The sequence below is a fragment of the Polaromonas sp. A23 genome (assembly GCF_002001015.1).
GTDB lineage: Bacteria > Pseudomonadota > Gammaproteobacteria > Burkholderiales > Burkholderiaceae_C > Polaromonas.
Genome location: NZ_MUNO01000042.1, coordinates 1 through 12,542, shown reverse-complemented (window position 1 = coordinate 12,542; position 12,542 = coordinate 1). Strand labels below are relative to the sequence as shown.

Sequence of the window (12,542 nt, the reverse complement as noted above, 5' to 3'; positions counted from 1 at the left end):
GGGTAAGGGGGGAATCAATCACCAGCCAATTTTAGTCGCCCGGCCCACAGCGGCACCGCTTGCTGCAGCCAGTCCGCCGGCGTCCGTGCAGGCAGGCCTGCGGGAAGCCTGAGAACTTGCCCCGCCTGCTCCAATGCCTGCAGGGGCTGGCTGGTGTCCAGCGCCGTGGCGCCGTTTTGCTTGGAAAGCTTTTCCCCGTTGGCGCCCAGCACCAGCGGCGTGTGCATGTAACGCGGCAAGGGCAGGCCCAAGGCGCCTTGCAGCAGGATCTGCCGCGCGGTGTTGTCGGCCAGATCCTCACCGCGCACCACGTCGGTGATGCCTTGGGCGGCGTCGTCAACAACCACGGCAAGCTGGTAGGCCCACAGGCCATCGGCGCGTTTGAGCACGAAGTCGCCCACGGCTTCCTCGACGTTTTGCTGTTGCGGCCCCAGGCGACGGTCTGTCCAGTGGGTGATGTTGTTTGCTATTAAATCAGGAGCTATTGGCGCCCGTGAAATAAGGGCTAGAGGCATATTTTGCTCTGAATTTCCGGTCAAAAGGCGCCAAGCACGGGGGGCGCGGCCCTGCAAGCCGTTGCGGCAAGTGCCGGGGTACACCAGCTCGCCGTGGCGCGGCCGTGCCTGTCCCCGGCCGGCCAAGGCCCGCTCAATGTCCTGCCGTGTGCAGGCGCAGGGGTAAGCGAGGTGAGCAGCGACAAGCTGATCCAGTGCTGTCTGGTAGTGGGTGCTGCGCTGCGACTGATACAGCGGGGGTTCATCCGGCAGCAATCCGCAGGCAGCCAGTTGCTGAAGGATCACAGTATCCACACCGGGCACGCAGCGTGGTGTGTCTACGTCTTCGATGCGTACCAGCCATCGGCCCTGGTGGGCGCGCGCATCCAGCCAACTGGCCAGTGCCGCCACCAGTGAACCCGCATGCAGCGGGCCCGTGGGCGAGGGTGCAAACCGCCCTGTGTATTGAGCCCCCACGCTTGTCACTTCATTGATCCGTTCGTCCCGAGCCTCCAGGGAGGAGGCCCGTCGGCCGCGTCAGCAGATGGCCAAGGCCATTTCGAGACCGGAAATGAAAGCATCTTCCACCCGGTGGCCCAAGCACCAGTCGCCGCAAGTTCCGATGCTCGACTTGGCATCCCACACGTGGGACTGACCCAGAGGCTCGGTGGTTTGTGCATAACGCCAGCGATGCACAGCGACATGGCTGGGTTGGGCGCGTATGCCGGTGACTTCGGTGAAGGCCTTGAGCAGTTTGGCCTTGACGCGCTCGTCGTCATCTTCCAGATGGCGTTCGGACCATTCCGGGCTGGCCTGCACCGTCCAGCGTTCGATGGCGCTGCGCCCCGGCTTGGAGGATTCGCGTGCCAGCCAGGCAATGCGGTGGTGCGTGCTGCGCGCTGCGTTCCAGTGCGGGCCCAGATGCAGCAGGGTGGGTTGCATGGCCTGCGGAAAGGCGAGCATCAGGGTCCAGCAGGGTGCAATGGTGATGCCCGCCAGCACAGGCATCAGGGCCTTGCCTTGCTGGGAGCTCAGCAACAGGGCATGGGCTTGGGGTGCCGGCACGGCCAGCACCACGGCGTCAAAACCGGAATACACCCGGCTGCTGGCGCCTGGGCCTTCTGTCTGCAACTGCCAGCGCTCGGGGTGCAGCTTGTCGCCCTCCATCCGGATCACCTGGGTCTCCATCATCAGCGCGCCAGCCGCGTCCAGTGGCTGGGCCCATTGCTTGAGCAGTGCGTTCATGCCCGGCGTGGCCACCCAGTGCGCTTCCTTGGGAGGCAGCGAGGCGGCCACCACGCGGCCTGCCTCGTCCAGAATGCGCACGGTGTTGGCGCTCCAGGGGCGGACCAGGCCCGGGCTGGTGGCCAGGGCTTTTTCGAAGCGTGCATCGCGCACGGTGAAGTATTGTGTGCCGAGGTCAAACCCGCCAAACTCGGTGTCGCGGGTGGACATGCGGCCACCGGGGCCCTGGCTTTTCTCAAACACCGTCACCCGGTGGCCTGCCTGCACCAGCGTGCGCGCGCAGGCAATGCCGGCCATGCCCGCACCAACCACGGCGATGTGGCGTTGCACCAGGGGGGCAGATGAAGCGGGACGGGGTTTTTTTGTCATGTCTTGTACTTTTTGTCGGTTGGTCAATGATGGACGAGAGTGCGTTTCATGGCGCAAGCTTCGCACGATTCTCGCAGCCTGGGACAGAGATGAGCGCAAATCATGGTGACACTCTACACGCTGGCGCTGCTGTACTGGCGTGCGCCGGCCTTTTTAAATCGCATGTTCGCGCTCCAGCAGGGCCTTTCGCGTTGCGGGCTTTTCCAGCTGGGCCAGCCACCACTGCAGGGCCCGCCCTTCGTTGCCGGCGCTCACGCGGCGCCAGGCATAGTTGACGGGAATGACACGTGCGGCCCGCTGGACACGCTTTTCCACCAGGCGCCCTGTTGCGATATGCGGCCGCGCGAGATATTCCGGCAGAAAGCCGCCGCCCAGGCCGCGCAACTGGGCATCCAGTTTTTCCTGCATGCCGGGTACGGTGAAGATGTCCTGCCCGCCCAGCAGCCCCACAGTGATGCCGCTGCCGCGCTGCACCGAGTCCGCGACGGCCACTGCGCGGTAGGGCATCAGCATGGCGTCGGTGATGGGCTCGGCAGCTTTGGCGAGCGGGTGATGCGGCGCCACGGCGTAAATGAAGTGAATGCTCCCCAGCGGCTTGCTTTGCACCGATTTATGAATGCCCGGTTCAATGGCGACGCCGATGGACAGATCGGCCTGGCCTGAAACCAGCGCTTCCAGCGTGCCCGAGAGGGCTTCCTCCCTCAGCCGCAGGCGCGTTGGCGGATTCAGTTCAAAAAAGGCTTCGCAAAGCTCCATCACGGTGGTGCGGGAGATCACACTGTCCACAGCCAGTGTCAACTCGGGCTCCCAGCCGGTGGCCACGCGTTTGACGCGGTTGGCCACAGCGTCCAGTTCAACCAGAAGGCGGTTGCCTTCACGCAGCAACTCCTTTCCTGCTTCCGTGAGCCTGGCCTGCCTGGAGGAGCGGTCGAACAGCAGCACATCCAGCGCATCTTCGACCTGGCGAATGCGGTAGGTCAGCGCACTGGGCACCAGACCAAGCTCACGCGCGGCAGCCGCCATGCTGCCGGCGCGGTGCACGGAACCAATCAGTCCAATGGTTTCGGGCGTCAGGGCATCGCGCACGCGGTTTTGGGTCATTGCAGAGGTAACGATTCAAATAATTTGAATGATGCCATCAAACCCGCGCAACAGCCAATACCCCGCCGGCTCCTACATTGGAGGCATTGAAACGCACCTTGAAAGGAGCACCCCATGATGACCAGGAGATCTTCCCGCGAGCGGGGCTATGCCGATCACGGCTGGCTCAAGTCTTTTCATTCTTTCTCGTTTGCCGGTTACTACGATCCGGCTCACATGGGTTTTGGCAACCTGCGCGTGATCAACGAAGACCGCATCGCCGCCGGCCGCGGCTTCGGTACGCACGGCCACCGGGACATGGAAATCATCAGCTATGTACTCAGCGGCGAACTGGCGCACAAGGACAGCATGGGCAATGTCAAGGGCATCCCGCCCGGTGACGTGCAGCGCATGAGCGCCGGTACCGGTGTGCAGCACAGCGAGTTCAACCATGCCGAAGGCCAGACCACCCATTTTCTGCAGATCTGGATTGAACCCAACGTGACGGGGATTCCTCCCAGCTATGAGCAAAAGACGTTTCCCGAAAGCGCAAAGCGCGGCGCGCTCAGGCTGGTGGCTTCGCCCGACGGCGCACAGGACTCGGTGACGATTCACGCAGATGCCAGGCTCCATGCAGGCCTGTTCGATGGCCCGGAAAAGGCTGAAGTGCCGCTGGATCCACAGCGCAAAACCTATGTGCACCTGGTACGTGGGGAACTCCAGGTCAACGGCCAGGCTCTGAAGGCGGGCGACGCGCTCAAGCTGGAGGAAGAAAGCCGGCTGCTGCTTGCCGATGGCAAGCAAGCAGAAGTACTCGTATTTGATCTCGCCGCCTGAACCTGAGGTCCTGGCACTTGCACTGCCGGGTACTTCGGTTCATTATTTTTCTTTCATCACTTCAACAAAAAGGACTCACCATGCTCAACTCTCTGCAAAACCCGCTTTCCCTCCTCGGCCGCGCGCTGATTGCCTTGCTGTTCATTCCGGCCGGTTTCAGCAAGATTGCCGGCTTCGCCGGAACCGCGGGCTATATCGCCTCCAAGGGCGTGCCGCTTCCCGAAGTGGCTGCCGCTGCAGCCATTGGCGTGGAACTGGGTCTGGGTCTGTTGTTGCTGGTCGGCTTCCAGGCACGCTGGGCCGCGCTGGGTATTGCGTTGTTCACCGTGGTCATCACCTTCATCTTCCACGCCTTCTGGGCGGTGCCTGCAGAGCAGGTCATGATGCAGCAACAGGCTTTCTTCAAGAACATCGCCGTGGTGGGTGGCCTGCTGACCATTGCTGCCTGGGGCCCAGGCGCGTGGAGCGTGGACGGCAAGACCGGTAGCTGACTCAAGGGCTGAATCGCTCTGATCATTCTGCAGGCCGGCCATGAGGCCGGCTTGCTCTTTTTCATTTCAATAAAAACAAAGGCATTTCATGACGAGCACCGTAGTTGTTTATCACTCCGGGTATGGACATACCCAGCGCATGGCCCAGGCCGTGGCTGAAGGCGCAGACGCAACCTTGCTGGCCATTGATGCCGACGGCAATTTGCCGGACGGCGGATGGGAACAGCTCAAGGCGGCCGACGCCATCATTTTCGGTTCGCCCACCTACATGGGCACTGTCAGCTGGCAGTTCAAGAAATTTGCCGATGCTTCTTCCAAGCCCTGGTACAGCCAGGAATGGAAGGACAAGATAGCGGCCGGCTTCACCAACAGCGCGGGCATGAACGGCGACAAGCAGGGCACACTCACCACCCTGTTCACGCTGGCGATGCAGCACGGCATGATCTGGGTCAGCCAGGGCCTGATGCCTTCGAATGCCAAAGCGGCAAAGCGCGACGATATCAACTACCTGGTGTCGTACAGCGGGGCGATTGCCCAGTCAGCTTCCGACGCGGGTGCGAGCGAAATGTCTGCAGGCGACCTTGCCACTGCCAGATTGTTCGGCAAACGCGTGGCCGAAGTAGCTGCGCGGCTTCAGCGCTGAATATTCTGAAAATCGGGGGAGTTTCATGCCTGCTTTATTGACGCTTCGCGGACACGACAAGGACCTGGGTGGTGGCTTTCGTGTGCGGCGTCTGCTGCCAGACGTGCAGCGGCAAGCCGTGGGGCCTTTCCTGTTTTTCGATCACTTCGGTCCGGTAACGGTCGCACCCGGAGCCTCGCACGATGTGCGGCCGCATCCTCATATTGGGCTGGCCACGGTGACCTACCTCTTTGACGGCGCCATCATGCACCGTGACAGCCTGGGTTTCCGCCAGCGCATAGAACCCGGCGCCATCAACTGGATGACAGCCGGCCGCGGCATTGTGCATTCGGAGCGCGGGCCCGAAGAGTTGAGGGCGCAGTCCTATGTCAATCACGGCATCCAGCTCTGGGCTGCCTTGCCGCGCGAGCATGAAAAAGTTGCTCCTGATTTTGTGCACACGCCCGCAGCAGACATTCCGTCGCTGATACAAGAAGGAGCGCAAATTCGGGTGCTGATCGGTGACGCGTTTGGAAAGAGTTCACCGGTCAAGACTTTTTCAAAAACGATCTACCTGGATGTACAGCTTGCCGCCAGCGTAGTGTTTACGCTGCCGCCGTTGGCCCAGGAGTTGGCCCTGTACACGGTGGATGGCACCGTGCTCGTTGATGACGAGACGGTGGCTGCACACACGCTGGTTCTTCTGGCTCCGGGTGTTGCAACGTCCATCGTGGCCGACAATGCCGTCCGGCTGATGATCATCGGTGGCGATCCGCTGGATGGCCGCCGCTTCATGTGGTGGAATTTTGTATCCAGCCGCAAGGAGCGGATAACGCAGGCCGCGCAGGACTGGGAGAAGCAGGCCATGGGCCAGGTGCCGGGGGACTCCGAATTGATTCCCTTGCCGGAGCGCAGACTGATACCGGATTAGGGTCGAGTCAGTGCGTCAGCTTCAACCGATATCGCGCGCCAGGCGCAGCCCGCTGAACTGCCATTGCGCTTCCGGCGGAAAGAAATTGCGGTAGCTGGCACGCACATGATTTTGCGGCGTGGCGCAGGAGCCGCCGCGCAGCACAAACTGGTTGCACATGAACTTGCCGTTGTACTCGCCAACCAACCCTTCCCAGGGCTTGTAGCCGGGATAGGGGTTGTAGTTGGACTGTGTCCACTCCCACACGTCGCCAAACATCTGGGCCGGGTGGCCGGTGCTGCGGTGTTGCAGTGCGATCGGGTGGTACGCGCCGCTTTCGACAAAGTTGCCTTCGGCCCGCTGCGCCTGCGGCGTCGGCACGTTGCGTGCCGCGAGTTCCCATTCAAACTCGGTGGGCAGGCGGGCGCCGGCCCAGCGCGCATACGCGTCGGCTTCAAAATAGTTGAGATGGCAGGCCGGCGTGTGCGCGTCCACCTGCACCAAGCCCTGCAGCGTGAAGTTCTGGAAACCGCCGCCTTCAGTACGCGACTGCCAGTACAGCGGCAGGGCCGCCTGTTTTGTCTGCACCCAGTCCCAGCCCATGGACAGCCACAGCTCGGGGCGCCGGTAACCGCCGTCGGCGATGAATGCCATCATCTCGCCATTGGTGACAAGGCGGCTGCCGATTTCAAACGGCGCTACATACGTCTTGTGGCGGGGCGTCTCGTTGTCGAAGGCAAACGCGCCGTCCAGGGCCGCGTCAAAACCGTGCTCGAGCAAGCCGCCCTCGAAGCTGTGCCACTGCAAGGGCTGCGGGCTGATGCCTGCCAATGGCCACTGCCGCGCATAGCCGGGTCGTGCCGGGTTGAATGAAAGCGCGTGTTTGATGTCCGTCAGCAGCAGTTCCTGGTGCTGCTGTTCGTGGTGCAGACCCAGCGTGAGCAGTTGCTGCAGTTCCTCGCGGTCAGGGCCGGTCTGAGCCAGTTCCAGGATGTTTTGTATGCGCTCGTCAACCTGCGCGCGATAGGCCAGCACCTGCTGCAGGTTCGGGCGGCTGATCAGGCCGCGCTGGGGGCGTGGATGTTTATCGCCCACGCCGTTGTAGTAACTGTTGAACAGCACTCTGAAGCTGGCGTCGAAAGGCTGGAAGTTCTTTTCGAAGCGCTCGAGGATGAAGGTTTCGAAAAACCAGGTCACGTGCGCCAGGTGCCATTTCGCCGGGCTGGCGTCCGGCATGGACTGCAGCTGGCAATCCTCGGCGCTTAGGGGCTGTGCCAAACGTTCGGTCTGGCCACGGATTTGCTGGAAGCGCTGGGCCAGACTGGAAGTTCCGGCGGCGGCATGGCGGGCGGCAGTGGGTGTGGGCATGGCGGCTCGATGCAAAAAAGGGGTGGAAAGACAATGTCCCCCGAAAAACCCGTTCAGCTTCCCATGACTTCAGGCGTCGGGTTGTCAGACGATGCCCCGACATTCACGCGGGGCTTGAGCGCCGGGTCTAGCGCCCGCCGTTCGTCAAAGACAAAACATTCTCCGTCAAAGTGGGCGTGGCCGCTTTCCTCGAAATATTTGAGAATGCCGCCGTCAAGCTGGAAGACATGTTCGACACCGGCCTCGCGCATGAAAATGGCGGCCTTTTCGCAGCGTATGCCGCCGGTGCAAAAACTCACCACGGTTTTTCCTTCGAGCTCCTTGCGGTGTTCCAACAACGCTTTCGGGAACTCGGTGAACTTGGTGATGCGCCAGTCAATCGCATCGCGGAAGGTCCCCACATCCACTTCAAAGTCGTTGCGCGTGTCCAGGGTAACGACGGGCCGGCCATCGTCGTCATGGCCGGCATCCAGCCAGCGCTTCAGGGTTTTCGCGTCCACCGCCGGCGCGCGGCCCGTCGCGGGCTGGATTGCCGGGTGACTCATGCGGATGATCTCGGGCTTGACCTTGACCAGCAATTTGCGAAAGGGCTGGGCGTGGGACCAGCTCTCCTTGGTTTCCAGATCATGGAATCGTGCATCACACCGCAACCATGCCAAAAAGTCATGAATGGCGCTGCTGGGGGCCGCCAGAAACAGATTGATACCTTCGCCTGCCAGCAGCACCGTGCCCTTGATCGCACGCGTGTGGAGCGCATCGCGCACCGCAGCTCGAAGCTCTTCAAGGCGCTCAAGGCCAACAAACTTGTAGGCCGCAATGTTCAGGATCTGCATGGTGCGGTCATTGTAGGCAGCCGGAATGTGCCGGGCCCCAGGCCCGAGCCCTAAAATGAACTCATGTTTGTTCATTTACGTATCCACACCGAGTTTTCGGTGGTCGACGGCACCAACCGGATCGATGAAATCGTGGCCGCAGCAGCAGCCGACCGGCAGCCGGCCCTGGCCATCACCGATCTGGGCAATTTGTTTGGAACGGTCAAGTTTTACAAGGAAACACGGGGCGCCGGCGTCAAGCCGCTGATAGGCGCCGACGTGTGGGTGCAGGTGCCCGGCAAGGACGCCGGCGCGGCGCCAGCGAGGCTGCTGCTGCTGGTTCAAAGCCATCAGGGTTACCTGAACCTGTCGGAGTTGCTGACGCGTGCCTGGACCAAAGGCGTAGTGCGTGACCAGGCCGTCATCAGCCTGGCCTGGTTGCAGGAACTCGGTGAAGGCCTGATTGCCCTGTCGGGTGCGCAGGGCGGCGCGGTCGGGCAGGCCTTGGTGCAGGGCGATGGTGCGCGTGCGCTGGAATGCGCGCTGTATTTTGCGGGATTGTTTCCGCACCGTTTTTACCTGGAGGTGCAGCGCGCCCAGCGAGCCGACGACGAGCAGCATGTCGCCGCAGCAGTGCAGCTCGCCGCGCGGCTCAAGCTGCCGGTGGTTGCCACGCATCCGGTACAGTTTCTGGGCTATGAAGACTACGAGGCGCATGAGGCGCGCGTCTGTATTGCCGAGGGCGAAATTCTCGGCAATGCGCGTCGCGTGCGCAAGTTCACACGCGAGCAGTATTTCAAGTCTTCCGCGCAGATGGCTGAGTTGTTTGCCGATTTGCCTTCGGCGCTGGCCAACACGCTGGAAATTGCCAAACGCTGCAACCTCAAGCTCGAGCTCGGCAAGCCCATGCTGCCGGAATATCCGACCCCAGAGGTCAACGGCGTGCGCATGTCGCCTGATGAGTATTTCCGCTATGCGTCTTTCCAGGGGCTGGAAGAGCGGCTCGCGCATCTGTACCCCAAAGAATCGGTACGTGATGAAAAGCGGCCGCAATACGTAGAGCGGCTGGAGTTCGAGATCAACACCATCGTGAAGATGGGGTTCCCGGGCTACTTCCTGATCGTGGGCGATTTCATCAACTGGGCCAAGAACAACGGCTGCCCGGTAGGGCCGGGTCGGGGCTCGGGCGCAGGCTCCCTCGTTGCGTATTCGCTGAAGATCACCGATCTGGATCCGTTGCAATACAACTTGCTGTTCGAGCGGTTCCTGAATCCGGAGCGGGTGTCCATGCCCGACTTCGATATTGACTTCTGCCAGACCAACCGTGACCGGGTGATCGACTATGTGAAAGACAAGTACGGTCACGCCGCGGTCAGCCAGATTGTGACCTTCGGAACCATGGCCGCACGCGCCGCGATTCGCGACGTGGGCCGCGTGCTTGATTTTTCTTATGGCTTTTGCGACGGCATTTCAAAACTGGTGCCGAACAAGCCCGGCCAGGCTGTGACCCTGCAGCTGGTGCCTGCCGACCGCAAGAAAAACGACAAGATGGTTTATGCGTTGGAGGCCGAGCCGGTGCTGGCCGAGCGCGAGGCCAAGGAAGAGGATGTGCGCACCCTGCTCGAGCTCGCACGCAAGCTCGAAGGTCTGACGCGCAACGTCGGCATGCATGCCGGCGGTGTGCTGATTGCGCCGGGCAAACTCACCGACTTTTGTCCGCTGTACCTGCAACCGGGCAGCACCTCTGCGGTGAGCCAGTTTGACAAGAACGACGTGGAGGCCATCGGTCTCGTCAAGTTCGACTTTTTGGGCCTGGCCACGCTGACCATTCTGGAGCTGGCGCGCGAGTTCATCGTCCAGCGGCATCCGGCGCAAAAGGATTTCAAGTTCGAGAACCTGCCGCTCGACGACCAGCGGGTCTACGCGCTGTTTGCGGAGGGCAAGACCGAAGCCGTGTTCCAGTTTGAAAGTATCGGCATGCAACGCATGCTGAAGGATGCGCGCCCGAACCGGCTGGAAGACCTGATCGCGATGAATGCGCTGTACCGGCCCGGCCCGATGGACCTGATCCCGACGTACATCGCGCGCAAGCAGGGCAAGGAAGTGCCTGAGTACCCGGATCCGCGCGTCAAGCCCATGCTGGAAGAGACCTACGGCATCATGGTCTACCAGGAGCAGGTGATGCAGACGGCGCAGATCCTGGGCGGTTACTCGCTGGGCGGCGCCGACATGTTGCGCCGCGCGATGGGCAAGAAGGACGAGAAGGAAATGGCCTCGCAGCGGGAAATTTTCCGCAAGGGTGCCGGTGCCAACGGCCTGTCGCAGGAAAAGGCCGACGAAGTTTTCGACTTGATGGAGAAGTTTGCTGGCTACGGCTTCAACAAGTCACACTCGGCCGCCTACGCCTTGCTGGCGTACCACACCGCCTGGCTCAAGCGGCACTACACCGCCGAGTTTTTCTGCGCCAACATGACGGTGGAAATGGGCGACACCGACAAGCTGAGGATTCTTTTTGCCGATGCGCAGAAAATGGGCATCAGCTTTGAGTCGCCAGACGTCAACCGCGGCCACTACCGCTTTGAACCCATCACGGACAAAAGCATTCGTTATGGCCTGGGCGCTGTGAAGGGAACGGGCCAGCAGGCCATTGCCGCCATCGTCGCGGCGCGTGAAGAGGGTGGCCCCTTCGCTTCGCTGTACGACTTCTGCCTGCGGGTGGACAAATCAAAAATGAACAAGCGCACGGTCGAAGCCTTGATCAAGGCCGGCGCTTTCGACAACCTGCAGCTCAACCGTGCGTCGCTGCTGGCCTCGGTAGACCGCGCCTTTGAATTTGCCGCGCAGGCCGAGGCCAACGTCAACCAGGGCGGCCTGTTCGATATGGACTCCCATGCCGCAAGCACGCAGGAGCCGCCGCTGGTGGAGGCCATGCCGTTTGGCGTGAAGGCGCGGCTGGTGCAGGAGAAAACCGCCATCGGGTTTTATCTCTCAGGGCATTTGTTCGACGAGGTTGAAACCGAGGTGCGGCAGTTCGTCAAACGCAAGATCGATGACCTGATCGATTCGCGCGACCAGACCCTACTGGCGGCCATCGTCAGCGACTTGCGTGTCATCAACGGCAACCGTGGCAAGCTGATCATTTTCAAGCTCGACGACAAGACCGAAACGCTGGAAGCCTCCGTGGACGAAGCCACCTTCAACGCCAACCGCAACCTGCTGAAAGACGATGAGCTGGTGATCGTGCAGGGTACGCTGCAGCCTGCGTCAGAGCGCTTTGGCCGTCGCTTCAAGGTGACGCAGGTCTGGAGTCTGGAGTCAGCGCGCTGCCGCTTCGGCAAGTACCTGCGCGTGGCTGTCAATGGCACGGCGCCGGATGTGCAGCGCATCGTCAGGGATTTTCCGCCGCGCAAGGAGATGTCGGAGCAGGGAGAAGTTCAGCGAGGCCTGCCGGTTCGCCTCAGCCTCAAGCGCGAGAGTGTGGTGGCCGAGTTGCAGCTCGGCGAGGCGGCCAAGTTCTTTCCGACCGACGCAGCGCTGGCCAGCTGGATGGCGCAGGCCGACAATGGTCAGGCGCAGATTGTTTATGAGTGAAATCGGTCGTTAGCCCATATTTTACGGGCGCGATTAGCTATATTATTGATAGCGTGCCGCATGCCTTAATCCTTGGGCCGAAACTCCAGAATCATCGGTGTCGGCACCCGTCCGTCCACGTCCTTGGGCATGGTTTCGGTGCGGATGATGGCCTTGATCACGGCCTCGTCCCAGGCCTTGTTGCCGCTGGATTTGAGCAGGCGTGGCTGCAAAATGGTGCCATCAGGCGTGGTTCGCACCTCGACCTCGGCGGTCGGGTTTCCGGCAATGTCTTCGGTGAACACGATGTTGGGCTTGACCTTGGCGCGCACCTTGCCTCCGTAGCTGGCGGAAGGGCCGCTGGCCTTTTGCGCTGAGCCTTTGGCATCTGCGCTGCCCGTGGCGCCGGCCATGCCCAAAGCACGTTTGATGTTGTCTTGCCGCTGCTTTTCCGCGGCTGCGTCAACGAGTTTCTGCTTTTCCTGCTCTTTTGCGTCCTGCTTCTTTGCTTCAGCTTTCTTGAGCTCTTCTGCCTTGCGCTTGGCCAGTTCTTCCTTGGCCTTCAACTCTTTTTCCTTCTTGGCTTGAAGTTCTTTCAGCCTTTCCTGCTCTTTTTTTGCCTCTGCCAGCTCGGCTTCTTTCTTCTTCAGTTCGAGCTTGCGTTTTTTCTCGCGCTCCAGCGCGATGTCTACGTCAGGAGCCGGCGGTGGAGGCGGGGCCTTGACCTGAGGTTCGGGCCTGGAC

The 12,542-nt window shown here is 61.5% G+C and carries 11 protein-coding genes; 5 read left to right on the top strand and 6 right to left on the bottom strand.

Annotation, left to right across the window (positions count from 1 at the left end; genetic code table 11):
* Window positions 1-14: 14 nt before the first annotated feature.
* The 3 genes from gluQRS to B0B52_RS19040 all read right to left on the bottom strand — a co-directional run bounded on the left by gluQRS (window position 15) and on the right by B0B52_RS19040 (window position 3,209).
* The gene (gene gluQRS, locus B0B52_RS19050) at window positions 15-971 is read right to left on the bottom strand and encodes a tRNA glutamyl-Q(34) synthetase GluQRS (protein WP_077595256.1); all 957 of its coding nucleotides are present in this window, start codon (window positions 969-971) and stop codon (window positions 15-17) included.
* Between the two features lie 60 nt (window positions 972-1,031).
* The gene (locus tag B0B52_RS19045) at window positions 1,032-2,108 is read right to left on the bottom strand and encodes an NAD(P)/FAD-dependent oxidoreductase (protein WP_139352017.1); all 1,077 of its coding nucleotides are present in this window, start codon (window positions 2,106-2,108) and stop codon (window positions 1,032-1,034) included.
* 153 nt (window positions 2,109-2,261) lie between these two features.
* Window positions 2,262-3,209, bottom strand: a complete 948-nt coding sequence (locus B0B52_RS19040) for a LysR family transcriptional regulator (protein WP_077595255.1) — start codon at window positions 3,207-3,209, stop codon at window positions 2,262-2,264.
* 114 nt (window positions 3,210-3,323) lie between these two features.
* Between B0B52_RS19040 and B0B52_RS19035 the strand changes: the two genes are divergently transcribed.
* From B0B52_RS19035 to B0B52_RS19020, 4 genes are all read left to right on the top strand, one after another.
* Window positions 3,324-4,025, top strand: coding sequence for a pirin family protein (locus B0B52_RS19035; protein ID WP_077595254.1), 702 nt, complete (start codon window positions 3,324-3,326; stop codon window positions 4,023-4,025).
* Between the two features lie 80 nt (window positions 4,026-4,105).
* A complete protein-coding gene (locus B0B52_RS19030; RefSeq protein WP_077595253.1) occupies window positions 4,106-4,516 on the top strand; it encodes a DoxX family protein in 411 nt (136 codons plus the stop codon).
* Window positions 4,517-4,604: 88 nt separating this feature from the next.
* The gene (locus tag B0B52_RS19025; protein ID WP_077595252.1) at window positions 4,605-5,159 is read left to right on the top strand and encodes a flavodoxin family protein; all 555 of its coding nucleotides are present in this window, start codon (window positions 4,605-4,607) and stop codon (window positions 5,157-5,159) included.
* Window positions 5,160-5,184: 25 nt separating this feature from the next.
* Window positions 5,185-6,069: a pirin family protein gene (locus tag B0B52_RS19020; protein WP_077595251.1), complete on the top strand. Its 885-nt coding sequence runs from the start codon at window positions 5,185-5,187 to the stop codon at window positions 6,067-6,069.
* 21 nt (window positions 6,070-6,090) lie between these two features.
* Here B0B52_RS19020 and egtB read toward each other — a convergent pair whose 3' ends face one another.
* Together egtB and B0B52_RS19010 are read right to left on the bottom strand one after the other, a co-directional pair.
* Complete coding sequence (gene egtB, locus B0B52_RS19015; protein ID WP_077595250.1) at window positions 6,091-7,416, bottom strand: ergothioneine biosynthesis protein EgtB; 1,326 nt, start codon at window positions 7,414-7,416, stop codon at window positions 6,091-6,093.
* A gap of 53 nt (window positions 7,417-7,469) precedes the next feature.
* Complete coding sequence (locus B0B52_RS19010; RefSeq protein WP_077595249.1) at window positions 7,470-8,249, bottom strand: sulfurtransferase; 780 nt, start codon at window positions 8,247-8,249, stop codon at window positions 7,470-7,472.
* Between the two features lie 63 nt (window positions 8,250-8,312).
* On the opposite strand from B0B52_RS19010, the gene dnaE reads away from it, so the two are divergent.
* Window positions 8,313-11,819: a DNA polymerase III subunit alpha gene (dnaE, locus tag B0B52_RS19005; RefSeq protein ID WP_077595248.1), complete on the top strand. Its 3,507-nt coding sequence runs from the start codon at window positions 8,313-8,315 to the stop codon at window positions 11,817-11,819.
* A 65-nt stretch (window positions 11,820-11,884) separates the two neighbouring features.
* On the opposite strand, the gene tolA is transcribed toward dnaE, so the two are convergent.
* The coding region (gene tolA / locus B0B52_RS19000) for a cell envelope integrity protein TolA (RefSeq protein WP_139352016.1) at window positions 11,885-12,542 on the bottom strand (658 nt) is incomplete at its 5' end.